At 53.8% G+C, this 22,607-nt stretch carries 22 protein-coding genes; 12 read left to right on the top strand and 10 right to left on the bottom strand.

Features of this window, described 5'->3' with window-relative positions; translation table 11 throughout:
* Nucleotides 1–37: 37 nt before the first annotated feature.
* Nucleotides 38–976, bottom strand: coding sequence for a tRNA modification radical SAM protein MnmL/YtqA (gene mnmL, locus MNU25_RS06445; RefSeq protein WP_240984320.1), 939 nt, complete (start codon nt 974–976; stop codon nt 38–40).
* A gap of 347 nt (nt 977–1,323) precedes the next feature.
* Between mnmL and MNU25_RS06440 the strand changes: the two genes are divergently transcribed.
* The 5 genes from MNU25_RS06440 (at nt 1,324) to MNU25_RS06420 (ending at nt 5,924) form a co-directional block, all read left to right on the top strand.
* Complete coding sequence (locus MNU25_RS06440) at nt 1,324–2,259, top strand: 1,4-dihydroxy-2-naphthoate polyprenyltransferase (RefSeq protein WP_240984319.1); 936 nt, start codon at nt 1,324–1,326, stop codon at nt 2,257–2,259.
* A gap of 366 nt (nt 2,260–2,625) precedes the next feature.
* Nucleotides 2,626–3,294, top strand: coding sequence for a Crp/Fnr family transcriptional regulator (locus MNU25_RS06435; protein WP_240984318.1), 669 nt, complete (start codon nt 2,626–2,628; stop codon nt 3,292–3,294).
* A gap of 315 nt (nt 3,295–3,609) precedes the next feature.
* On the top strand, nt 3,610–4,053 hold the full coding sequence (locus MNU25_RS06430) for a hypothetical protein (protein WP_240984317.1): 444 nt from the start codon (nt 3,610–3,612) through the stop codon (nt 4,051–4,053).
* Nucleotides 4,050–5,006, top strand: coding sequence for a TSUP family transporter (locus MNU25_RS06425; RefSeq protein ID WP_240984316.1), 957 nt, complete (start codon nt 4,050–4,052; stop codon nt 5,004–5,006). The genes MNU25_RS06430 and MNU25_RS06425 overlap by 4 nt, the downstream gene beginning before the upstream one ends.
* Before the next feature lie 132 nt (nt 5,007–5,138).
* Nucleotides 5,139–5,924: a DUF169 domain-containing protein gene (locus tag MNU25_RS06420; protein WP_240984315.1), complete on the top strand. Its 786-nt coding sequence runs from the start codon at nt 5,139–5,141 to the stop codon at nt 5,922–5,924.
* A gap of 221 nt (nt 5,925–6,145) precedes the next feature.
* Here the strand turns inward: MNU25_RS06420 and dmpI are convergent, their stop codons facing one another.
* Complete coding sequence (dmpI, locus tag MNU25_RS06415; RefSeq protein ID WP_240984314.1) at nt 6,146–6,364, bottom strand: 4-oxalocrotonate tautomerase DmpI; 219 nt, start codon at nt 6,362–6,364, stop codon at nt 6,146–6,148.
* A gap of 377 nt (nt 6,365–6,741) precedes the next feature.
* Here dmpI and MNU25_RS06410 point away from each other — a divergent pair, with 377 nt between their 5' ends.
* The 3 genes from MNU25_RS06410 (at nt 6,742) to MNU25_RS06400 (ending at nt 8,867) form a co-directional block, all read left to right on the top strand.
* Nucleotides 6,742–7,002, top strand: a complete 261-nt coding sequence (locus MNU25_RS06410; protein ID WP_240984313.1) for a CooT family nickel-binding protein — start codon at nt 6,742–6,744, stop codon at nt 7,000–7,002.
* Between the two features lie 129 nt (nt 7,003–7,131).
* Nucleotides 7,132–8,073, top strand: coding sequence for a cobalt ECF transporter T component CbiQ (gene cbiQ / locus MNU25_RS06405; protein ID WP_240984312.1), 942 nt, complete (start codon nt 7,132–7,134; stop codon nt 8,071–8,073).
* Nucleotides 8,074–8,075: 2 nt separating this feature from the next.
* Complete coding sequence (locus MNU25_RS06400; RefSeq protein ID WP_240984311.1) at nt 8,076–8,867, top strand: energy-coupling factor ABC transporter ATP-binding protein; 792 nt, start codon at nt 8,076–8,078, stop codon at nt 8,865–8,867.
* A 397-nt stretch (nt 8,868–9,264) separates the two neighbouring features.
* Here the strand turns inward: MNU25_RS06400 and MNU25_RS06395 are convergent, their stop codons facing one another.
* From MNU25_RS06395 to MNU25_RS06375, 5 genes are all read right to left on the bottom strand, one after another.
* On the bottom strand, nt 9,265–10,407 hold the full coding sequence (locus MNU25_RS06395) for an acyl-CoA dehydrogenase family protein (protein WP_240984310.1): 1,143 nt from the start codon (nt 10,405–10,407) through the stop codon (nt 9,265–9,267).
* Nucleotides 10,408–10,517: 110 nt separating this feature from the next.
* The gene (locus MNU25_RS06390) at nt 10,518–11,027 is read right to left on the bottom strand and encodes a Zn-ribbon domain-containing OB-fold protein (RefSeq protein WP_240984309.1); all 510 of its coding nucleotides are present in this window, start codon (nt 11,025–11,027) and stop codon (nt 10,518–10,520) included.
* A 3-nt stretch (nt 11,028–11,030) separates the two neighbouring features.
* A complete protein-coding gene (locus tag MNU25_RS06385) occupies nt 11,031–12,287 on the bottom strand; it encodes a thiolase domain-containing protein (protein ID WP_240984308.1) in 1,257 nt (418 codons plus the stop codon).
* A gap of 218 nt (nt 12,288–12,505) precedes the next feature.
* Nucleotides 12,506–14,173 (bottom strand): AMP-binding protein, encoded by a 1,668-nt coding sequence (locus MNU25_RS06380; RefSeq protein WP_240984307.1) that lies wholly within the window; start codon nt 14,171–14,173, stop codon nt 12,506–12,508.
* A 412-nt stretch (nt 14,174–14,585) separates the two neighbouring features.
* On the bottom strand, nt 14,586–16,154 hold the full coding sequence (locus tag MNU25_RS06375; RefSeq protein ID WP_240984306.1) for a sigma-54 interaction domain-containing protein: 1,569 nt from the start codon (nt 16,152–16,154) through the stop codon (nt 14,586–14,588).
* A gap of 440 nt (nt 16,155–16,594) precedes the next feature.
* Here MNU25_RS06375 and MNU25_RS06370 point away from each other — a divergent pair, with 440 nt between their 5' ends.
* Complete coding sequence (locus MNU25_RS06370) at nt 16,595–16,891, top strand: hypothetical protein (RefSeq protein WP_240984305.1); 297 nt, start codon at nt 16,595–16,597, stop codon at nt 16,889–16,891.
* 161 nt (nt 16,892–17,052) lie between these two features.
* On the opposite strand, the gene MNU25_RS06365 is transcribed toward MNU25_RS06370, so the two are convergent.
* Nucleotides 17,053–17,826, bottom strand: coding sequence for an alpha/beta fold hydrolase (locus MNU25_RS06365; RefSeq protein WP_240984304.1), 774 nt, complete (start codon nt 17,824–17,826; stop codon nt 17,053–17,055).
* Between the two features lie 458 nt (nt 17,827–18,284).
* On the opposite strand from MNU25_RS06365, the gene MNU25_RS06360 reads away from it, so the two are divergent.
* Nucleotides 18,285–19,481: a 6TM ABC transporter family protein gene (locus tag MNU25_RS06360; protein WP_240984303.1), complete on the top strand. Its 1,197-nt coding sequence runs from the start codon at nt 18,285–18,287 to the stop codon at nt 19,479–19,481.
* A gap of 209 nt (nt 19,482–19,690) precedes the next feature.
* Here MNU25_RS06360 and MNU25_RS06355 read toward each other — a convergent pair whose 3' ends face one another.
* On the bottom strand, nt 19,691–20,068 hold the full coding sequence (locus MNU25_RS06355) for a response regulator (RefSeq protein WP_240984302.1): 378 nt from the start codon (nt 20,066–20,068) through the stop codon (nt 19,691–19,693).
* A gap of 165 nt (nt 20,069–20,233) precedes the next feature.
* On the opposite strand from MNU25_RS06355, the gene MNU25_RS06350 reads away from it, so the two are divergent.
* Nucleotides 20,234–20,578: a helix-turn-helix domain-containing protein gene (locus tag MNU25_RS06350; protein WP_240984301.1), complete on the top strand. Its 345-nt coding sequence runs from the start codon at nt 20,234–20,236 to the stop codon at nt 20,576–20,578.
* Nucleotides 20,579–20,807: 229 nt separating this feature from the next.
* Nucleotides 20,808–20,951: a LysM peptidoglycan-binding domain-containing protein gene (locus MNU25_RS06345; RefSeq protein WP_240984300.1), complete on the top strand. Its 144-nt coding sequence runs from the start codon at nt 20,808–20,810 to the stop codon at nt 20,949–20,951.
* Between the two features lie 253 nt (nt 20,952–21,204).
* Here MNU25_RS06345 and MNU25_RS06340 read toward each other — a convergent pair whose 3' ends face one another.
* Complete coding sequence (locus tag MNU25_RS06340; RefSeq protein ID WP_240984299.1) at nt 21,205–22,557, bottom strand: ABC transporter substrate-binding protein; 1,353 nt, start codon at nt 22,555–22,557, stop codon at nt 21,205–21,207.
* Between the last annotated feature and the right edge of the window lie 50 nt (nt 22,558–22,607).

Below are 22,607 nucleotides of genomic sequence, written 5' to 3'. Positions count from 1 at the left end.
TATGTCGCGGGTCTGAGAGTCGGTCTAGGTCGTCAGCCTATGTCGCGGGTCTGGTAAGTACGGCGCGTTTGCCTTGCCAACTGCCCCTCATGGTCAGTTCCTTGTCAATGCCATTGAGGATTTCCCATTTGCGAAGGCTCCAGAGGGGTGCAATGAGATCGTCCGGCGGCCCGTCCCCCGTCAGACGCTGGATAATCATCTCGGGCGGCAGGATCTCCAGAATGTCAGCCACGTATGTGACATACTCCTCTTTCGTTAAGAGCGGAAAGGGTTCTCTTTCATAGAGCCGCGCCAACGTTGTTCCTTTCAACACGTGCAAAAGATGCAGTTTTATACCCTGAAGCGGCAGTTGAGCCACGGCCTCGGCTGTCGCCATGATATCCCGGCGGCTTTCTCCCGGTAAACCCAAGATCAGGTGGGCACATACCCGGACCCCGCGCTCACGCAGTTTCGCGAGCCCCTCCAAAAAAGCGGAATAGTCATGCCCGCGACGCATCCATTCCAAACTCCGCTTGTGAATCGTTTGCAGACCCAGCTCAACCCACAGATAGGTTCGTTCCTGTAACTCTTGCAAATAATCCAGGACATCATCCGGCAGACAATCCGGCCGGGTGGCGACAGAAAGACCCACGACCCCGTCTTGAGTCAGTGCCTCCTCAAAAACCTTCCGCAAATACCCAACCGGGGCGTAAGTGTTGGTGTAGGCTTGAAAGTAAGCCAAGTATTTACCCCTGGGCCACTTCTTGCGCATTTGCTCTTTCACCTGCGCAAACTGAACAGATATAGACTTCCCTTGTTCCCCGGCAAAGTCTCCCGATCCGCGGGCACTGCAATAGACACATCCCCCGCTGCCCAGAGTTCCGTCCCGATTGGGACAGGTAAACCCGGCGTCCAGCGGAACCTTGAAAACCTTTTCCCCAAACACCTGCCGCAGATGCCCATTAAAATTGTTATAGCGCTTCTCTCCCCAGCGCACATCCTAACATCCTTTCCGTGGAATACGCCTGCATACGCTTGGCTGAAATACGAGAGCATCCGCAGACGAGAAACTCGTCTTATGTACAACCATAAAACATATCTTCGGCCATTATACCACATTCGGCTTTTGGCTCCTACGGACACCCTTTTTCCGTCGTTGGTTTCCGGCCCAAAAGGTGTCATAATAAAACTAGCCTGAAGCCACATGCTCCCGGCACTTCTTCACCCGGCGAAAAAGCTTTCTCGGAATCCTTTATAGAATCCTCTATAATAAAACTTCTTAAAAAGTTTTCTTGGAATCCTCCTTTCTTGGATCCCTCTCTGATTATGAAAGGCCTAAAAACAATGTACAGCATTTCTCAGCAACCACTCTCCCCCAAGACGGCCCCGCAAAAACGCAGCCTGGGGCGGGTCTTGTGGAAAATCACCCGGCCGCATACCCTAACGGCCTCAGTCATACCGGTCTTCGTCGGCACCGCTTTGGCCCGCCGCTACGGCAGGACCCACCTTCTGCTTTTCCTCGCGATGCTCACGGCTTGCCTCCTGATCCAAATCGCTACCAACTTATTTAATGAATACTACGATTTTAAGCGCGGTCTGGACACGCAAGCTTCCATCGGCATTGGGGGGGCTATTGTACGCGAGGGTTTCCGGCCCCGGACCGTTATGGCCATGGCCTTGGCCGCCTACGTTTTATCCATATTGGCGGGTGTTTATATCTGCGCCAACAGCAGTTGGTGGTTAGCCCTGATCGGTCTGGTCGGAATGCTGATTGGCTATCTGTACACCGGGGGGCCTCTGCCCATCGCTTACACCCCCTTGGGTGAGATTTTTTCCGGCGTGTTGATGGGGGGCATGTTTATCCTCATATCTTTTTTCATCCAAACCGGATACGTAAACAAGGAAGCCCTCCTTCTTTCCCTGCCCACGACCATCCTGGTCGGAGCCATCAATATGGCCAATAATATTCGAGACCGGGCGGGGGACAAGGCCTCCGGCCGCAGAACCCTGGCTATTTTACTGGGCCATAACCGTGCCGTTTGCGGCCTGGGGCTGATGTTCGCAGCCGCTTATCTCTGGATTGCCGCCTTGGCTCTCCGGGATGTCGTCAGTCCCTGGCTCCTGCTCGTTTTCTTGAGTATCCCGAAAGCCGCGCAAGCCGTCTTTCGTCTTGTCGGCAAACATCTGCCTTGGGAAATGATGCCGGCCGTTAAAGCCACGGCCCAGACCAATACCCTATTCGGGCTGTTATTGTCTCTGAGCCTCTTACTGGCACGGTAGCCGGGCCAGGCCGTAAATCTTCACCCGAAGCAAGATACGGCACTGACCGTTGAACGAGTTCACTCATCGCTTGTACCGCCGTGCGGCATGAGGCTCGGGTATGAAACATGAAGAAAACTCGACAGGTGCCCTGCCCCCGGGCGAACTTTACAGATAATACCGACAATTATCACCGATAAGGCAATTGACAATAACGTATGCTTAACTCTATAATAAGTATGCGTTATCTTAAACCTTTCGGAAGGCGCCGGGCTCGCGCCGCCGCAGACAAAGACGTTGTTGTTCGCCCTTTTTTCTCTCTCCTTTGAAACCCGACCCATGCCCGGCACGCTCGCGAAAATACCTACCGAAGAAGGAGGGCGATGTATGGAAGCCGCCAACCTGGAAACAGCAGCCCTGGATGATTTGGAGAAAGTCCTTGTCCGCCAGGCAGGTTCGTTGGTCCATTATCCCAAAGGACATATAGTCTTTGCTGCCGGCGACATTGCCGATCGGGTATACCTGATTGAAAGCGGTTGGGTCAAGATCTACCGCCTTTCCTCCGACGGACATCGGGTGACCGTGGGAAGCATCCGCAGTCCCGGCGAAATGATGGGGCTGGCCGAGACTCTCTGGGGAGGCGAACGGACTTGTTTCGCCGGTGCCATTGATAATGTGACCATGGTCGTTTTACGCAGGAATAAATTCGAAGAACTTATGGCCACTCACCCCTTTCTGGCCATTAAGGTCGCTAAATTGCTGGGGGCCAGAATGCGGGAAGCGGAAGGAATCATCCATGAGATGGTAAGCTGGCAGACACCGGGACGCCTGGCCCTGACTCTCTTAAAAATGAGCGAGCGCTGCGGGGTGGAGGCCAAGAACGGAATCAAGATCGGTTTGCCTCTTACCCACGAGGAATTGGCCAGTATGGTGGGAGCCTCACGCCAGACGGTGACAACCTTGCTCAATACATTTAAGCACGAAAAAAGCATTTCGTACGAAGGCCGGGAGATCAAAATCGTCAATCCGGATAAACTCGTTCGCTGGATTATGTAAGGAAAACCATTGGATGAATATTAGATGAATATCGTATTTTTCCGGACAATGTCATCTGCGCGACCGCCTAATGTCGTGCAGATGACATTCTTTTTGTCGTACTGCCGACATTGTTTTTGTCGCTCCGCTGACATCTGCTGACTCCTTAATTTGCTATGCTTTAGGTAGAGTCTATCTGGCCATTGATTTAAGAAAGGGGGCACATTCACTTTATGGCAACAACCTAATATACCGCGGCGCGAGCTGTATCTTTTTCCGATGGTTGGCGAGATGCTGTTTACTCTTGATAAGTCTCCTGACAAGTGAGGTGTCTCTATGAAGGCGTGGCTCGGCATGGTCGACAAATTTCTGCATCCCCACCGGAAGAAGCAGGAAAAACTATTGGCTAGACTGGCTGAGTACCGGGATTTGTCTTCCTTGGCCCTGGAAAGTGAAAGTAAGCTCATGTACTCCCTGCTGCAGCGAGAGATGAACGAAGTCTTTTGCGAATATTTGACTCTGGCCTTTCTGGATGGGATCGGTTTTCTCATTCCGCACGTTGTGGTCATGTGGTTGATCAATTTCCGCTTCCCTTACTTAGTTGTCCCCCTGCAACTGCCCTGGATCGGCAACCAACTTCCTGTCATCATCTGGTATCCGACAGCCGCAATTCTATTCTACGCAGGACGCCATTTATTGCGCAAATATTCTCCGGGCGCTCGGGTTAACCCGGTAACCCCATGTAACCGGGAAAAAACAGTCGGAGGTGCTGTTCAATGATTTTTCATGTGGCGGGCGTCACCGTCAACCCCATCGTCATCATAATCTGGATGATGTTTGTCGGGTTCGTCTTTTCGACCATCGGCGCGGCCGGGGGAATCTTGGCCGGAGTCGGGCATATTACCATCTTCGGTATGAAAAAAGCCAACGTCATCAAACCCATGAACCAAATTCTCACTTTGGTCAGTCCGGTCATTTCCACCCCTCTATACCTGCGGGAAAAACGGCTGGTGATTCCGGCGGCGGTAACCCTCGGTTTGGGCGGAATCATCGGAGCCCTGATCGGTTCCTGGCTTTCACACACTTATCTGCCGGACATGAAATCGTATCAGCCCCTTTTCGGCTTGATCACTTTTGTCATTGCGGGTCGCATGTGGTATGAGCTGACCCCCCGTTTTCGTGACAAGCAACAGGTCGTCAAAAAAGCGACCAAAGCTTTTGAGAGCAAGGTCAAGGAACTGAAAGCGGCCGGAAAGCTCAATGAGATTAAAGAAATCGGCGTGAATTTTAGTGAGATGGGCATCAACAATACTTTTTCCTTCGCAGGTGAAACGTTCCGCTATAATGCCTTCGCTCCTTTCCTGGCCGGAATGTTTGTAGCCATCATCTCAGCGGCCCTGGGTGTGGGCGGTGGCTTTTTGTTGGTACCTTTCCTGAGCAGCATGCTCGGCTTTCCGATGTTCATTGTGGCTGGCACCTCAACTATGTCCATTCTCATCTCTTCTCTCACCAGCATCGGCAACTATTTGCGCATGGGCAGCCACCTGGACTTCGCCATGATCGGTTTCGAACTCATCGGCATCCTCATCGGTTCATACTTGGGACCCACTCTTTCCAAATACATCAAGGGGGTCTACCTTAAAGCTTTCCTGGCCGTCGTCCTCACTTATATCGGCATCGGTTATGTCTTTGGCCCCCTCATCCTGCACACGGTAGGAATCAAGATTATCTAGCCGGCGCAAGCACCGCAGCGGACTCAGCCAATTCGCCCCTTTGGCGCCGTCAAGATCTGCACTCGGTCCCATGAACCCACGAAACTTACCGGCATCCGAACCTGCAATGCAACCCGAGAGGAGAAGATAGAATTGGTTGATCCGAAATCCATCACGACCTATGCTGACGCTCAGGAACTGTTTGAACGCCTCTTAAAACTCGATTATCACCCGGTAGCCATAAAGTTCTTTAAGTCTGCGGAAGAAGCGGCAAAATACCCGGCTGAGAAGAGGGCGGCCGCGAAACTCACCTTCTGCCAATTTACGGCGGCTACCCGCATGGCCAACTATGTCCTCAAAGGAACGAATGATAATATTTTATGTGAAAACTGCCTGACCAGTTTCGGCTATACCGCCCCGTCCGATGAAGAAGCCAAAGGGCATTTTAAGTATGTGGCGGATATGGAACTTGCCAAACAGGTCTTAGCCACCAAGCCTCGCCTGCCCCTGGGGGAGTTGAAAGTATTCATGACTGCTCCGCTCGCCAAAACGCCGGTGGATCCCGACGTGGTCATGTTCGTCTGCAACCCCCTGCAGGCTTACCACATCCTGAATGATTTCATCGGCGCTTTCAAAGTTCATCCCCTTCAATTCAATCACACCGTGAACTCAGCGGTCTGTGGAGGCGCCGTCTGGAGTTACCTGAACCACAAGCCTAACATGAGCACCATGTGCTCGGGCAGTTATACCTCCGGCAAAACCGAGAAGGGGGAGGTCAACGTCTTCATACCGGGTGACCAGATCCTGGACGTGGCCCGGCAGCTGGCCTACCGCACTGAAGTGTCTGACGGAGCCTCCTTCCCGTACACCGGGACGGAATGGCCGGGGCTGGACGTCTGTAAGAAATGTCCGATGGTTCGCTTCAAAGATGCGCAATGATCCCACCCGCCCGGAAAATCAGGAAGCCGCAAAAGATTTTTCGCAAGGCATCATCCATGGAAACAGCCGTTTTGGGTCATGCCGCACGTGAGAAGATGGCGGTGCAGAGCGCTTGAACGGAGTGCAGACTCGAAGCAATTATGCCAAGCGCAGCACACAGTAGGTTACGCAAAAGCCGACCGGTAGTTTTACGACCGCTCGGCTTCTCGTTTTTCCTCGGTCTAATCCTCAAGTTTGTCACGGCGTTGTTCGTAAAACGGGCTTTCCGCCAACAGTTCGCCGCCGACGCCCATGTTGCTGCGCTCGTGTTCATCAAGTACCACATTGAAGGCGGCCATAGGTAACCCCAGAGCTTGTGAAGCGGCCTGAGTCATTCCGTGAATCAAACTGCGCTTTTGATCAATTGTGAGCGCCGGGCCGTCAAAATGAATGGTTGGCATCTTACTACACCCCCGAAGATGATAATTCTGTCCGTCAAAAAGAATGCCCTTTTTCCCTTTAAAAAATACCCGCGGCCATACCGCGGCTTGCGCAAAGATTCTTTAAATAAAAAGCTTAGAACCCCTACAAATTCGAAAGCGGACCGGGTATAATGGGATGTAGCCAGTAGAAACGCAACTAATTGAAAATTCGCGGAAGCAAAGGCCATGGAGGTCTGGACCCTTCTCTGCTGAGTGTGGACTCGGAGCACTCGGAAATGAGAATGGCTTGCTCCTGGCTTTTTTTGTTCTCGCCCCGCGCCTTGCTCCACCTGAGCGATCGCGGGTCAGCCAAGCCTTCGTAACATTTGCTTTAATCAATTTGAGGAGGGAATACCATGTGTGAAGCCAATGCTTATCTAAAAAACAGCGAGGGCGAAGCGCTGTTCATGGAAGCCGTCGACATTATCGAACCCTACGAGGACGGACTCAAACTCGTGGATATTTTCGGCCGGCAAAAATTCATCAGAGCCAGGATCAAAGACATGACCCTCCTAAGCCACCGCATCGTCCTGGAAGCGGAAGAAGGCCGCCGGCCCGCTCCTCATGCGGTCGTCAGCACCGCTCAAACAGACAGGGCGGACATCTTAGCTCGTTAACTCCCGGACACAAAGGCCGGACTCGCTACTCCGATGCCGGCCGGGCCCCGGGATGGGAGTCCAAGCACATCAGTTCGGGGTTTCGCCCCGGCGCATGCCGGCAAAAAACAAGACAGTGGGGGAACGACCATGAAGCTTCCCGATTGGCTCCAAGAAAACAGCCCCGCTCTTTGCCCCTGTGGCTGCCTGGGCAGACGGAAGAAGCAGGGGTTTGTGCAAAAGACTTTGGAAGATATCATTCGTTTCCTGCACGCTTCCGTCTTCTCGGAAGAAGTCGCTTTACAACCCGGGTTTTTGCAATCTCTCGATCCTCGGGTTAAAGTGATGGCCCTCCTCCTCTTGTTGATCTCCCTTAATTTGCTAAGCCATCTTACCCTTCTCTGGGGATTTTACCTGGTTCTCCTCTTGGCGGCCCACTTGTCCGGCCTTTCAGTCCGCTCTCTTCTGAAAAGGGTTTGGCTGGTCGTGCCGCTGTTCACCGGAATCATGGCCCTGCCCGCACTTTTTAGCTGGGTGCGGCCCGGAGACCCCCTCTTTACCCTCTTTCATCTGGGGGCTCCGCTCCGGATCGGCCCTTGGCGCCTTCCTGCCACCCTGGCCATTACCAAACAAGGCCTGCAGGGGGACGCTCTGCTCGTGAGCCGGGTAGGAATCTCCGTCAGTTTGGCCATGATCATCACGCTCACCACTCGCTGGCATGATCTTCTGCGCGCTCTGCGCACCTTCTTCCTGCCAAAGATATTTGTCGCCACTTTGGAAATGACGTACCGCTACATTTTTGTCTTAGTTATGAGCCTGGAGGAAATGTTCATGGCCCGCAAGGCGCGCGATGCCGGTCTTTCCGATATCAAGGAACAACGTCGCTTTGTAGCCTCCTCTATGGGCGGGCTCTTCGGTAAATCCCAATTGATGAGCGAAGAAATCTATCAGGCCATGGCCGCCCGGGGTTACAACGGCGAAGTCCGCCTCTCCCGGCACTTTAAGCTCACGTGGCTTGATCTCTTCACAACAGGGGTCATCCTTCTTTCCAGCCTTACTCTCTATGCCGCGGACAAAGTATTGGGAGGGTGAATATGACGAAGTCAATACCGCTTTTTACCTTAAGAAGCGTTTCCTATAATTACCTTCCGGACAAGCCCGTCTTGACGCAGATCAACTTGGATCTGTATCAAGGGGAGAGTTTAGCCATATTAGGAGCCAACGGCAGCGGCAAATCCACTTTGCTCAAGTTGCTTTGCGGGCTGATTTTTCCGACCGCGGGAGAGATTACGGCGTTCGGCCAGACACTCAGTGAGGAAAGTCTGCGAAACCAGGCTTTTTTGCAAAATTTCCGGCAACAGGTTGGCTTTGTCTTTCAAAACTCCGATGCGCAGTTGTTTTCGGCCACCGTTTGGGATGAACTCGCTTTCGCCCCGCTGCAGGCCGGACTCCCCACCGAAACGGTACAGACAAGGGTCCGGGACACAGCGGAACTCCTGGGAATTCAACATCTCTTGGAGCGCCCCCCTTACCGTTTAAGCGGCGGCGAGAAAAAGAAAGTCGCCTTGGCCAGCGTCCTAGCCGTCAATCCCGAAGTTCTCTTCTTGGACGAACCCACTAACGGTCTGGATCCCCGCACCCAATTCTGGCTGGTGGAATTCCTCACCGCCTTAAAAGACGCGGGCAAAACCGTGATCATAGCCACACATGACCTTTCTATCGTCGAAGACATTGCGGAGCGAGTCATCGTCATCCGGGAGGATCATACCCTGGCCGCCGACGGCCCCACGTTAAAAATTCTGTCCGACCGCAACTTGCTCTTAGATGTCAACTTGATCCACGAGCGCTCTCATTTTCACGTCGGTGCTGCCAGACACCACGGCTAACCACCTCTACGGTCTCCTTTTCACGTCGGACGCAAACCCAAATTTAGCTTGCACCTCCTCGTAATTCCTGGTTCCCGGCGCTATTTCTCAGGTTTTTCAAAAAAGCCGAACAATATGTCCGCGCGATCTCTCCCATAGTATCTGCCGGAGCCTTTTCCTTGGACTCAGCCTTCCGGGCCGAAATGTCAAGCGCCTACATCTGTCAATTTTTGTGCAGATGAGCGGCCCCATTTTACCGCGGCAAAAAAAGGAGGCGCCCCCGGGACTTTAAGCAAGCCCGGAAAGGTGCCTCTTTTCTTGATCCAATTGGGAAAGCCCGTTGGGCTTTCCGGTCAAACTAAGGGCGGACCGTGATCGCGTCGCCCCTGGCTTCAGGCACCACATTCAGGTACCACCCTCAGGCACACCCCAAAGAACGGGCGATCACCAGGCGCTGGATCTCCGAAGTCCCTTCCCCGATCTCCAGGAGCTTGGCATCTCTCAGATAGCGTTCCACCGGGTATTCCCGCATGTAGCCGTACCCTCCGTGGATTTGGATAGCCTCCAGGGCACACTTGACGGCGGTTTCCGAGGCATGGAGTTTGGCCATAGCCGCAGCCTGGGTAAAAGGCTTACCCGCGTCTTTTAAACGGGCTGCATTCCAAACCGCCAGCCGGGAAAGCTGCACATGGGTCGCCATATCCGCCAGTTTAAACTGAATGGCCTGAAAGGAACTCAAGAGCTGGCCGAATTGCTTGCGCACCTTGGCATAGGCCAGGGCTGCATCCAGGGAGGCCTGGGCCAAACCCACTCCCATAGCTCCAATGCTGATTCTTCCCCTATCCAGAATTTGCAGGAACTGCTTGAAACCTACATTTTCTTCCTTCCCCAAAAGATTCCCCAGGGGAATATTCGCCTCGTCAAAGACGAGTTCGGTCGTATTGGAGGCATGGAGACCCAGTTTTTCGTAAGAAGAATTGACCTGAAAACCCCGGGTTCCCGGTTCGATCAGGAAAGCGCTGATTCCCCGGGTGCCGCGCTCGGGAGCCGTAACCGCGGTGGCGGTCACCACCCCGGCGTAGCCGGCATTGGTAATAAAACACTTGGAACCGTTCAGCACCCAACCGTTCTCTCCGCGCACAGCCCGGGTCCGGGTGCCGCCGGCATCCGAGCCGGCCTCCGGCTCCGTCAGCCCGAAAGCCGCCAAGTAATCCCCGCGAAAGAGGGAGGGAAGGTACCTTTCTTTTTGCTCCGCCGTACCGAAGAGATAAATGGGACTGATCCCGAGGGAAAGGTCGGCCGCATAAGTGATACCCGTGGAGGCACAAGCCCGGGTGATCTCTTCCACGGCAATCGCGTAAGAAACATAATCCCCGCCCGTCCCACCGAATTCCTCCGCAAAGGGAAGCCCCAGAAGCCCCAATTCCCCCATCTGCTTTACGATGGACAAGGGAAACTCTCCCGTTTTATCGCGTTGGGCCGCTCCCGGAGCGATGACTTCCTGAGCGAAGGAATGTACCATGTCTTGGAGGGCTTTTTGTTCGGCCGTTAAATCCAACATGTTTACCCCTCCTCCGTAACCTTTTTTTGTCGTACGCTGCTTCCGGAACCCATGGGCCGCTTTTACAAGAACGCTTTGGCGAAAAACTCGCTTTGCTCACGCCGGGGCCGTTAACTCTCTTCCGGAACAAAATAGACATCCGTCGGTTTGAACTGGCTCAGGCGTCTGAACTTGGCCCTCACCGGCATACCAATTTTAACCTCGTCCGGGGCCACCCCCAACAAACGGGAAAGGAAAAAAGTATCCACATTCGGCCATTCGACCAGGATCAAAGTAAAAGGAGTCTCCGCCAGAAATTCCTGACTGCCGAAATAGCAGGTGGTATAAGTGTGGATCTTTGCTTCCAACGGAAGTTGCATCCATTCCGTCTTAGCTCCGCAATTCATGCAATGGCCGCGCGGGGTGCCAAAGGTACTGCCGCAAACCGGGCACTTGCTCCCCCAAAGTTCTCCTTTGCTCAAGCCCTCAAAGAAGGGCGAATCTTGGGCATAACTGTGCATGTAGTCAATCTCGTAGTGGTACTTCATTATGATGGGATCCACGTTGTAAAGAACCGCCCCTATCTCCTGTTCTTCCAGTTTCACTTTGCCCGCCGAGTTCGTCCGTTGTTCCGCACTCATGCTTTAGAACCCCCTCTCCATCACGCTTACAGTAATATAGGTCCCGGTGCCGGCATGACTGTGAATGAGCCCCCGTTTGGCGTTCTTAATCTGGAGGGTGTCATCCCCGTTGAAATGCTGACCGATGGTGCCTTGCAACTGCCACAAAGCAAAGACTCCTTGCATCAAGCCGGTCGCGCCGACCGGATGTCCGCAGGCCAGGAGCCCGCCGGAAGGATTGACCGGGACTTTTCCTCCCAGGCCGGCCGCACCGGACTCGACGAACTTACCCCCTTCACCATATTTGCACAGGCCCAAGTCCTCATAGGTCTGGATTTCGGAAGAGGTAAACGCGTCATGCAGTTCGACGAAGTCGAGTTCTTCCAGAGGATTGGTGATACCGGCCATCTTGTAAGCCTCCTTAGCCGCCGTCCGGCCGCCCCGGAAAGAGTGGACCCCGGGATATTTCAGACCCTTATAGTCGGCCGCGTTCTCGTGCGGAAGGAGAATGACCTCACGGGAGGGACGATCAGCCATGCGCATGGCATCAGTCCCAGTACCGACTCCGCTGATCCGCACCGGTTTGTCCGTGAGTTTCCGGGCCATCTCCTCAGAGGCCAGAATGACCGCCGCAGCCCCATCTGACATGACACAGATATCCAGGCGTTTTAATGGATCGGCAATCATCTCCGACTTCAACACATCTTCAATGGTGAGTTCCGCCGGAAATTGGGCATAAGGATTGTGCAGGGCATTGGCATGATTCTTCACAGACACAGCCGCCAGCTGCTCTTCTGTCGTGCCGAATTCATACATGTGCCGTTTGACCATCATGGCATAGTACCCGGTGTAAAATCCTCCGACCGGATAGTCGAAGTTGGTATCGGAAGCAAGGGCAATGAATTCGTTCCCTTTCCAAGTGTTGACATGGGACATGGTCTCAAAGCCAAAGGCCGCACAAACATCCATCCGCCCGCTGGCCACTGCCTCCCAGGCCGATTGGATGCACATTCCCCCGGTGGCACCGCCGGATTCAATCCGTTTTGAAGGTTTCGGCGTCAGACCCAAGTAGTCGTGGACCATGATCCCGGCCATCAGCTGCCGTGTAAAATGATCGGAAAAATAAGACGCCACCGAGCCGTCAATCATATCCAAGGTCAGACCGGGCACATCGGCCATCGCTTGGTCAAAGGCTTCTTTGACCATATAACGGAAATCTTTGCGTGGGGATGCCTTGGCGAACTTGGTAATGCCCCCGGCAATCATATATACTGGTCTCAAGTCACATTCCTCCCCTAAATTTAATAAACACTCGGCGGCAGCCGCTCCTGCCGCTGGGAATTTGCTTGAACTACCGTTGCAGATGTCCTCTTGCTTTCGCCCGGGGGAATTTCTTTTTACGGGCTTCTAAGCCGGAATTCGACGCGGTTTCCCTTGGGGAAAGTCCTGTCCCCCGCTGACCGTCCTCTCCCTTGCTGACCCTTCCCGCGGTCTCCTCTTTAAGCTGTGATGACCGCGGCCGCCTCTTGCAGGTTATATTTCTCAATATAGATCTCGCGTAAGCGATATTTTTGTATCTTGCCGCTGGCCGTCGCCGGATATCCTTGCACAAAATCAATGTAGCGGGGAATCTTGTGGTTGGAAATGTGCCCCCGGCAAAAGTCCCGAATCTCTTCCGCCGTGGCCGTTTCCCCTTCGCGCAGGCGGATCACGGCGCAGACTTCCTCACCATACTTTATATCCGGCAGCCCCACGACTTGAACGTCGGCGATCTTGGGATGACGGTAGAGAAACTCTTCGATCTCGCGCGGATAAATGTTCTCGCCGCCGCGGATGATCATGTCTTTCAAGCGGCCGGTGATGTTACAGTAGCCGGCTTCATCCATAACCGCCAGATCCCCCGTGTGCAGCCATCCCTCCGCGTCAATGGCCTGGGCGGTGGCTTCCGGCATATTGTAGTAACCGGCCATAATGCTGTAACCTCGGGCACAGAGTTCGCCCTGCTGCCCATAGGGTACGGGTTCTCCCGTAGCCGGATCCACGATCTTAACCTCAACCCCATCCAACTTCCGACCCACCGTCGTTACCCGACGTTCCAGAGGATCGTCAATCCGGGTTTGGGTTATGACCGGTGAGGACTCCGTCTGCCCATAGGCAATGGTCACCTCCTCCATTCCCATCGTCCCGATCACTTGTTTCATCACTTCCACCGGACAGGGAGACCCCGCCATGATTCCTTTGCGCAAAGTCCCAATATCATAAGGGGTGGTTTTCAGCGTCTCCAGTTCGGAAATAAACATCATAGGTACGCCCTGCAAACCGGTGCAAGCCTCTTGCTCCACCGCTTTGAGAACCGCGTTGGGTTCAAAGTATTCCACGGGAACCATAGTGGCTCCTTTGGTCACACAGGCTAGAGATGACATGACACAGCCGAAACAATGGAAGAGCGGCACCGGGAAACAAAGACGATCTTCTTCCCGCAGATTCATGGCGTCGGCCACCGCGTTAGCATTGTTGACAATATTATAGTGTGTGAGCATAACCCCTTTGGGGAAACCGGTCGTGCCCGAGGTGTACTGGATATTGATGACATCCTCGGGACGGGTATTCTCTTGATACTCTTTCAGTACTTCGTCCGTTACCCCGGCGCCGTGAGCCAGGAACTCCGGCCAATTCAGCAAACCCGGAACTTGTTTATCCGCCAGCAGAATCCTGTATCTGAGTTTGGGCAAGGCGGGATAAGTGTAGGGCTGTTCTTGGGGATGGCGCGTGAATTCAGGCAGCACGGAACTTAAAATCTCGACATAGTGAGTCTGTTTCACCCCCTCCACCAGAAAAATAACCGCACTGTCGGACTGCTTCAGCAGATATTCCAGTTCGGTACTCCTATACTGGGTATTCACCGTAACCAGGACAGCTCCCATTTTGGCACTGCCCATTTGCAAAAGTATCCACTCGGGGACATTGGTGGCCCAGAGGGCAATCGATTCCCCCTTGCGGATCCCTAAGCCAATCAGGGCCTTGGCGACCCGGTCCGCTTCCTCTCTCAACCGCTTGTAGCTGAGGCGCACAGGCCGATCCGCATAAACCATAGCTTCTTTGTCCGGCAACCGTTCGCTCACCTCATCCAGCAGGTCCCCGATCGTTTGGTGCAATACGTTAGGCATAAACTCCCCCCTCTGACATTTATTTAAGAACCGCTAGGCCATTGCCGGTTTGGGGCCGCAGATTCTGCACAACCCCAGGGAATCGCACTTGACTCTTTCCCTGCTTACGCCTTATAGCAAATTACCGGCCAACAATGTGTTCCCCAGGCGCTCCGCCCGGCCGTTCACCCCCAAAAGTTAAGATCGGCCGCTGAATAGTGACTATCGCGCCTTCAACAGTTCGGGCAATCCAAGCGGGCGGCCGGAAGAACCCCTGAAGGTGCCAGAAAGTTCGGCTGGCATTCAGCCGGGTGTCATCTTTGTTTGACACCCGGACTGCGACGTGGGGGAAAGTTTACACAATTCTGGGAACCGGAACGTAAATATAAGTTGACAAACTCTGGGACAGAGAGGCTTGAGACATCTATGAGAACTACTTTCCCGGGTGGTATTTTTGCAGTTTCTTATATAGGGCCTGGCGTGAGATCCCCAACAGGTCTGCCATCTCCGTCCTGTTACGCCCACTGCCCAAAAGATGGAGCAAAAGCTTTCCTTCAAACAGATCGGTAATCTCTGCCAGGGACCGCCTGCCTATCATATTTACCCATTCTGTCCAGGTTATCGCCTCGCCCGCTCCGTCCCATTCCTCGGCTGATCTGGTTCTCCCTTTGTCCCCTGCGGTTCTTCCTTCGTCCCTTCCGCCCCTTCCTTTGCTCGCTTTACCCCATTCTTCGCCCGCTCTATCTTCTTTGTCTGTTCGGTCTTCCCGGTTCCTTCTTTCTTCTTCGTTTGTCCCGGCCGCCCCCTCCCTCACCTTCTTCCCTTCTACGCTCACTCTGCCTTCTGCTTCCTTCGCCCCGCTCCCGGCTTCTTTAGCTGTGGCCCCTGCCCCCTTTGCCTCGCCTCCTGTTTCCATGGCCCTGTTTCCTGCTTCCTTCGCTCCCTCTCCAGACTCGTTTGTTCTACCCCTTGCCTCAATCGTCCCCTGCGCTTCAGGCCGCCAAAAAGCCCTTTCTTTTTCCTCTTTGGCCGTCGGCCGCCGGCTTGCTCGGGGCCGGCGGCCGACCTTCCCGCCTCTCCACGCTTCGCCTTCCCGCCGAACGGTTTCGTCCATCCCCTCCTTTCTCTCCCCTCCGGCGTCCGCCTCAACCTGTCCGACTGTCGAAACACCCGAAGCCAGGCTCACCGTTTTTGCTCTCTCCGTTTGTTCCTGAAACCATCTTCGCAAATACGGGGGTAAATGTCCGACGTTCAGCTCTTGCCCCCCATCATGCAAGTTGAACGCCGTTTCCAAAATATTACGTAATTCGCGTACGTTTCCCGGCCAGTGATAGCTGTCGAAAATTCGCTGTATGTCAGCGTCCAGACGGTAAACCCTATAATCGTACTCCGCGTTCAGCTGCTTCATAAAAGCTCGGGTCAGGACGGGAATGTCTTCCCTCCGGCTGCGCAAGGGCGGTATTTCCAAAGTCACAACATTGAGGCGGTAGTAGAGGTCACTGCGAAACTTCTTGTATTTGACCAGTTGCACAAGATTGGCATTTGTGGCCGCCACCACCCTCACGTTGACTCTCCGGGGCAAACTCTCCCCCAAGCGTTGAATTTCATGTTCTTCCAAGAAGCGCAAAAGTTTAGCCTGAAGCGCCAAAGGCAGTTCGGCCATTTCGTCCAGGAAAACCGTGCCGCCGTCCGCAAGCGCAAATTTTCCCAGGTAGCCGCCCTTTTTGCCCCCGGTAAACGTTCCCTCGGCATAGCCGAATAACTCCGATTCCAAAAGTGCCTCCGGAATCGCCGCGCAATTGACCCGGACAAACGGCTTAAAACGGCGCAAGCTGCCTTGATGCAGCGCTTGGGCAAACAGCTCTTTCCCCGTTCCAGTCTCTCCTGTGATCAGCACGGTCGTATTACGTGGAGCAACCTTCAGAACCGCTTGTTTTAGGTCAAGAATCTGGGGACTGTCGCCGATAATCCCGGCAATGCTCGGATCTTCCGTTGTTTGCATCCTTTTCCACCCCCCGGATGAACGTCCCTCAACCAACGGCTCACACTTCTTTCCCTGCCGGCCGGCAGGAGGTGTATACGTCATCAAAAGATTATAATCCACACTAGATATTATAAGTGCATGCCGGAGCAAATACCTGAATATTGCGCCAACAGGTCTGTAAACTTAGGTTAACGGTCCTTATCCCACCCCCGACTGCCACCGAAACAGGACAGCCCCTGGGCACTCATGAACAAACCGATGCGGCAAACCAGGCGCCACATCGGTTTATTGTTAGCAACTTTGTGCACCCGCCGGCTTAAGCGGTGGATTCGTTTTAACATGGTTTTATATCTGTTGAAACAATTAGTTAACCAGTGCCCAGGGACACAACTGGTCCACTGCGGCCATTTCCAACGATTACACCGAGAAAAACTGGTTGGCAAACTACAGTGAAACCCATGACTCAATTCGATGCTGAAGCAACCCCGATGCTGAATGCTTTCACCTTTAAGCCGAACTTCACCCCGTACAAGGTCGTCCAGCCTACCTACAATGTGAACGCGAAAAACGGTCAAAACGCCCCGATGGCGGCGGTGGCCAATAAGATGATTTGGAATGTGGAAGACGCCAACAATGATACCCAATTCAATAAGATGCTGTGGGCCGCGACCAAGGGTAACGTGCCGTACCCCGTGGTCCATCATACGGACGGGTCACCTGATAGTGAACCCCAGGCTCCGGATTCGGACGGCTGAGCAGAATATCGGCGTCTGGGCTTAAAATGCCGGTGTCTGACAAAACGAGTTAATGTATTGATACGGGATGTCTTGATGGAGTAATGAGACTCTGTCAGGGCATCCCATCTTTAATGCAGCCCGGCGTCTTCATAGGACAAGCCGGCTCCTTGAACCCCGGATCAAAGTGTCGCCAGAAAATCCTCAATGGACCGGTTAACAGCTTGCGGCTGTTCTGACATGACCATATGTCCCGCCGCGGGGACCAGAATCAAGGTCGTCGAAAGCATCTTATCCCGGAGATAGCGGGAGAACTTGACCGGGGTCATTAGGTCGTCTTCGCCGCAGAGGATGAGGGCCGGCACCCCGACCGACGCGACCCTCTCTCTAACGTCAAAGCGGTTACAGGCTTGGAAATCCGACTCAAACACCTGCGCAGAGACCTGTTCCATCTCTTTCCTGGCCTCGTCCAGAATCTTCTCGTCCGCATTCCTGGCATACATGTACTTGACACTCCCCAGCGGGTGCTTCCCCTCGGCCAGGACTTCTAAAATGGCCGGGCTCACTTTTAACCGGGCGCCGCTGCCCACGAGGATGATTCCGGCCAGGGTTTCGGGATAAGTTAAAGCAAGATCCAAAGCAATCCCCCCGCCCATAGAATGCCCTGCCAGGACAAAGCGCTTTAGGCCCAGAACCTGAGCGAAGCAGCGGACGAACTCCCTGTAGCCCGCGATCTCATCCTGGGGCTCACCCCCGGATTCCCCATGTCCGGGCAGATCCACGGCCACGAGATGCCGGCCCCTGAGTCCGGCCAGTTGTTTCTTCCAAGTGCCTGAGCTTCCTCCCGCTCCGTGCACAAAGAGGACGGTCGGCTGTCCCGCTGCCCCCTTGCCTGCTTCTTCATAATGGATCCGCTCACCGCTCACCTCGGCAAAAGACATCGTTCTCGCCCTCATTTCTCCTTATAATGTAATAATAATCTAATGATAATGATAATGTAATGACATAACGGTTTTCCCTATCATTCTAACCAAATACCTCCCAGAATTCTACCGTCTGAGCGAAAATTCCGCAAACACCCCTTAGCGCAAGGAATCTTGCCGTGCCTGTCTGCCCGAACCCCTTTGCTTTCTCTGCCTGAGCTCTTTTTCATCTTTTAACCAGGTGCGTTCGCCTTTTTCCAGGCCGGCAAGATTAATTATCCTCTCCCCGGCATATAATGATCTTCGGAGTGCCATCTGCGACACGCATTGACTCCGGACAAAAGTCTACCCATTTGTCGCTAAAACTCCGCTAAAAGAGGAATCCCGCACTTAAACGGCGAACTCCTGTTATCAGCAAACTCCAAGCTGTTACCTTATGATCAAAAACATGCCACCCGCACATTGTCGCAATTAAGGAAAGGAATGATTTCATGCGCTGGTCCGAGCGGCTCAAACTCACTTGGCAAACCTTTCTGCGGGGAGCGCCCGCTCTCTACCTCTGGTTCCTTATATACGTTCTGCTCATGGCTGTCGTAATTGTCATCTTCGTATTTAGCCTGTTTCATCAAGCCCCGACCGCCATTCCCTCAAGCGCCTTCTTGCACAGGGCACCCATGTTCCCCGGCCCTTATGCGCCATTTCCCGGCGGAAGCCTGCACGGGAACTTCACTTATGGCGGCCCCATGCCTTTCGGTCCCTTTGGTCCCTTCGGCGCCGGCTTGCCTTTCCTCCAAGACCCGGCACTCGTGCGCCCCTTCCTTGGCCGCCTGGCCTGGTCCTTATTGGGGTTAATCATCATCTCCCTCTTTACCTCCGCAGGTTTTACCGCCGGAACCTATCAGCTTACCCACAAAGCTTTTAAGGGAGAAAGACCTTCATTTCGCGATTTCCGGCTTCGGGGAACTTGGCGAATCCTGGGCTGGAACATTCTCCTCTTCCTGGCCCAGCTCATCGTCGCTGCCATTGCCGTCCTTGGCGCCCTTCTTTTCCACCGGATCAAGATACTTCTGGCCCTCTTCCTCGTCGTCTACCTCATCGCCCTGGCCGCCCTGGTCATCTACCTGATCCCCTGGCTTGGAACCGCCAAAGTCTATCTTCTCGCTCGCCGGGAACACAGTTTCTGGCATACCCTGCGGGAAAGCTTCACCTTCTTTCGCCGGCATATGGCTGCCCTCTGGGGCTATATCGGTACGGCTCTCTTAATCTTAGTCGTGCTTTTAGTGCTGAACCGGATTTTGCCCTTATTGGATGTTCTGGTTTCCCTGGCGATTACACCGTTTAACATGGTCTTGCCCATGATTTGGGTCCTCTCTCTGCTTAAGGAAGAAGCCGGCGGTTCCCCCGCAGATTATGGGGCACCCGCGGCGCAGGCTCCAGTTCTGAGCAGGTCTGGGGAGCCTGGGCGCCTTGTTTCGGAGAGCACAAGCACCCCAAATACCTTGGACACGCCAAACACCCAAGACGTCTCAGATACCTCACATACCCCAGATACCCCAGATACCCCGGCTACCTCGGATATCCCTGAAACCCCGGGCACCGCAAATCAGAATCCCCCGCGCAATCCGAGCACTCTGAACGCTACCGACATGCCAAACACTTCAAGTAACCCGGACACCCCGACGCCCTGAACCGGCACTTGCCGGCCTCATCGCAACAAGCCCTGCGAGACCGGCGGGATAAAGCAAAGCTCGCTCCGCACACCTACACCTATTGCGAACTGCGAGGCAGGAGGCCGTCACGGCCTCCTGCCTCATTCCTTTGGGTAAACTCAATTTTGGCGGTTTCCTGCGCCGAATCGTCTGCCTGACCACTCCTTTCTTACCGTCGCGCGCCGGCCTTAGGAACTGTTTCCGGCACCTAAATGCTTTATCAGCGTCTTTTCAAGCTCCTCCGCTCGAAATGGTTTGGCAATGAAGTCAACGGCACCGAGATCCAGGGCTTGACGAACAACATTGCTGTGAGAAATGGCACTACAAATAATTACCCTCGCCTGCGGATCAAAGGAAATAATCTGTTCAAGGGCCTTCAAACCATTGAGTTCCGGCATGGTAATATCCAGAACCGTGAGAACGGGCCTCTTCGCCAAATAAATCTCAATTGCCTCCCACCCATTTCCGGCTTCCAAAACCTCTGTGCATCCCAGACGGAGCAAGACCTGACGAATCATCAGGCGCATAAAACTCGCGTCATCCGCAACCAGAACCCGGTGACCCATACAACAGATTCTCCTTACTCTCTAACCCATCTCACAGGTCAATATTGAGTATTGCTGGGAAAAGAATAGCACTTTTAAGTACCCCGAGTCAATTGCGATCATACCGATAGCGTCTTCAAGCCCCGTGCCAAATGCCATATAGTGGCATGGAAAGGGGCTATGACCATGGTATTCAGGCATTTGGGCCAACGCATCAGAGAAGAGAGAACTCGATACAGGCTGACACAGGAACAATTAGCAGAAGCCGCGGAGGTCAACGAATCCTACGTCGGCCAGGTCGAACGGGGGGAAAAGAACCCCAGTCTGGAAACGGTCGTAAGTATTGCCAATTCCTTGGGAGTCACGCTTGATTACCTCCTGCAAGAGGAAATCAAGGTCGAACCCGACAGTTTGATCAATGAGCTGGTGGCCATCGCCAAGGATAAAGATCCAGAAGAACTGCGGCTCATGGTTAACATTTGCCGTATGATCGATGATTACACCGCTAAAGTCAGACAAAAAGAGCGTTAATATCGTTAATATCGCGCCAAAACAAGGGGCTTTCACTTGGAAGTGAGGCTTAACGAATCCACTTCGCGAAACGCCACCCAAAACCAGGCTGGAGGAAATTGCTGCGCACCGGACAAGGCGGCCCTGAGAAATTTCCCGCATGCGCCCGTGTACTGGCACGACGCGGGTTTTCCCCCTCATACAATATTCCATCTCTGGCATCAATTCGGTATTAGAGGAGGGAAAATCCATGCACGTTGTTCGTCACGGTGAGACTTTGCACCTGATCGCCAGGCGCAACCGGACCTCTGTCAATGTTCTGCTGCGTCTCAATCCTAAGCTTCGCCGCCGCCCTAATCTGATTTACGCGGGAGAGAGTATTCGGGTTCGCTGAGAGCAAACCTGCGAAACCCCAACTTAAATTTACTCCCAGAAGCGACATCCGTCCGGGCGACCGATTCGGGTCATCAACGGAAATCCGTCGGCAAAACCGTCAGCAGCCGCCCTTTTAGCACCAACCGGTACGACAAAGACGCGAACAGCAATCCTCCCCGGAAGAGTGCTGTTCGCATTATTTCTTTCATCCATCGGAAGATTTCCGGCCTGCTTTGGCCACCGGGCATACCCTTTGGGCAACCTCGTCGCCCCTACTTGATACCCATCGTTTGGTTATACTCTTGGATAGCTGAGGTGATTTTCTTGGCCGCCGCGTCCAAGGCAGCCTGCGGAGTCGCTTTATTCAACACTACTTGTTCAATAGCATTTTCCACTGTCGCCCGGGCGGAAGTGAAGACCCCAATCCGGCCTCCCTCTGTTACCCGGTTTTCCGGTGTATTATGCAGTTGGTCCAAAGCCACCTGATAAGAGGGGTATTTCGCCAGGAAGTCCTTGTAGGTCTGTTCATTGACCGCGGCTTTGTTAATCGGCAAGTACCCGGTCCCGACTGTCCAAGCCGCCATCTGGGCCGGCTGGGTCAGCCACTGCACGACTTTCCAGGCGGCTTCCTGTTCCGCTTTGGGTTTATTCTTCAGGATCCACAGAGAACCTCCGCCGATAATCGGGCCGCTGTCTGTCGCGTCATTGCCCCTGGGCAAAGGAGCAATCCCGATCTGGAATTTGCCGGCGGCAGCCGTGGTCAGGTTGGGCAGGATGCCACAGGAATCGATGGTCATGGCAATCTGCTGTGCCCCGAAAGCGGCTTGGGTCGCCGAAGTTTGCCGGCCGAGATTTGTGGCCACCCCGTCGTCAATCATCTTTTTCCACCAAGTCAGGATCTGCACCCCGGCGGGAGAATTCACAAGTGATTCCGTGGCCGCTTTGTCACGGCCATTGCCGTTATTGACATAAAGCGCTCCGTCCCGGGCCAGGTATTGTTCAAAGAACCAACCGTAAATCGCCTGCGAAAAACCATAGACTTTCTTGCCCCCGCTGGTGGCCGTCAAAGCCTTGGCATCTTTCTCCACTTCGGCAAAGGTTAGGGGCGGTTTATTGGGATCGAGCCCCGCGGCTTTGAACATCGTTTTATTATAATAGAGGACCGGGACTGAAGTGTTAAAAGGCATCGAATAGAGTTTGCCGCCCACCTGATAATAGTGCAAAACGTGGGGTTCAAATTGGCTTAGATCAAATTTACTCTGGTCGATGAAATTTTGCATGGGAGTCGCCAGACCCGCATCGATCATGTAGCGCGTGCCGATGTCATAGACTTGGAACAGATCCGGTCCCTGGTCAGGCGAGGCTTTTAGCTTATTAAAAGCATCGTCATAACTCCCCTGATAAACCAACTTCACCTGAATATCCTTGTGCGTCGCGTTGAATTTATCGATCAAGGAAGTTAAAGTCTTGGCGGGGACACCGCCCATGGAATGCCAAAAAGTAACCGTGATCGGTCCCCCCGCTGTCTGGCCGGACTTCGTTGTTCCTGTGCCGCATCCCGTCACAAGGAGAAGACCGAGCACCAATAAAACGCTCAGGATTTTCAAAGTTTGCCTTTTCTTCATGATATCCTCCTTCACAACTGTCTTGTCTGTAATTGCACCCGTTCACTACA

It is taken from the genome of Acididesulfobacillus acetoxydans, assembly GCF_902729405.1.
Taxonomy (GTDB): Bacteria; Bacillota; Desulfitobacteriia; order Desulfitobacteriales; family Desulfitobacteriaceae; genus Acididesulfobacillus; species Acididesulfobacillus acetoxydans.
Note: the sequence above shows the minus strand (reverse complement) of the source record. Positions and strands in the feature narration are given on the sequence as shown.

Bases quoted from the DNA above. Each gene is read 5' to 3' on its own strand.
- MNU25_RS06375 (WP_240984306.1), bottom strand. From the start codon at position 16,154: ATGCAAACAACGGAAGATCCGAGCATTGCCGGGATTATCGGCGACAGT.
- MNU25_RS06345 (WP_240984300.1), top strand. From the start codon at position 20,808: ATGCACGTTGTTCGTCACGGTGAGACTTTGCACCTGATCGCCAGGCGC.
- MNU25_RS06430 (WP_240984317.1), top strand. From the start codon at position 3,610: ATGAAGGCGTGGCTCGGCATGGTCGACAAATTTCTGCATCCCCACCGG.
- MNU25_RS06340 (WP_240984299.1), bottom strand. From the start codon at position 22,557: ATGAAGAAAAGGCAAACTTTGAAAATCCTGAGCGTTTTATTGGTGCTC.
- MNU25_RS06400 (WP_240984311.1), top strand. From the start codon at position 8,076: ATGACGAAGTCAATACCGCTTTTTACCTTAAGAAGCGTTTCCTATAAT.
- MNU25_RS06410 (WP_240984313.1), top strand. From the start codon at position 6,742: ATGTGTGAAGCCAATGCTTATCTAAAAAACAGCGAGGGCGAAGCGCTG.
- MNU25_RS06360 (WP_240984303.1), top strand. From the start codon at position 18,285: ATGCGCTGGTCCGAGCGGCTCAAACTCACTTGGCAAACCTTTCTGCGG.
- MNU25_RS06380 (WP_240984307.1), bottom strand. From the start codon at position 14,173: ATGCCTAACGTATTGCACCAAACGATCGGGGACCTGCTGGATGAGGTG.
- MNU25_RS06350 (WP_240984301.1), top strand. From the start codon at position 20,234: ATGGTATTCAGGCATTTGGGCCAACGCATCAGAGAAGAGAGAACTCGA.
- MNU25_RS06355 (WP_240984302.1), bottom strand. From the start codon at position 20,068: ATGGGTCACCGGGTTCTGGTTGCGGATGACGCGAGTTTTATGCGCCTG.
- MNU25_RS06440 (WP_240984319.1), top strand. From the start codon at position 1,324: ATGTACAGCATTTCTCAGCAACCACTCTCCCCCAAGACGGCCCCGCAA.
- MNU25_RS06390 (WP_240984309.1), bottom strand. From the start codon at position 11,027: ATGAGTGCGGAACAACGGACGAACTCGGCGGGCAAAGTGAAACTGGAA.
- dmpI (WP_240984314.1), bottom strand. From the start codon at position 6,364: ATGCCAACCATTCATTTTGACGGCCCGGCGCTCACAATTGATCAAAAG.
- cbiQ (WP_240984312.1), top strand. From the start codon at position 7,132: ATGAAGCTTCCCGATTGGCTCCAAGAAAACAGCCCCGCTCTTTGCCCC.
- MNU25_RS06435 (WP_240984318.1), top strand. From the start codon at position 2,626: ATGGAAGCCGCCAACCTGGAAACAGCAGCCCTGGATGATTTGGAGAAA.
- MNU25_RS06395 (WP_240984310.1), bottom strand. From the start codon at position 10,407: ATGTTGGATTTAACGGCCGAACAAAAAGCCCTCCAAGACATGGTACAT.
- MNU25_RS06425 (WP_240984316.1), top strand. From the start codon at position 4,050: ATGATTTTTCATGTGGCGGGCGTCACCGTCAACCCCATCGTCATCATA.
- MNU25_RS06370 (WP_240984305.1), top strand. From the start codon at position 16,595: ATGACTCAATTCGATGCTGAAGCAACCCCGATGCTGAATGCTTTCACC.
- MNU25_RS06365 (WP_240984304.1), bottom strand. From the start codon at position 17,826: ATGAGGGCGAGAACGATGTCTTTTGCCGAGGTGAGCGGTGAGCGGATC.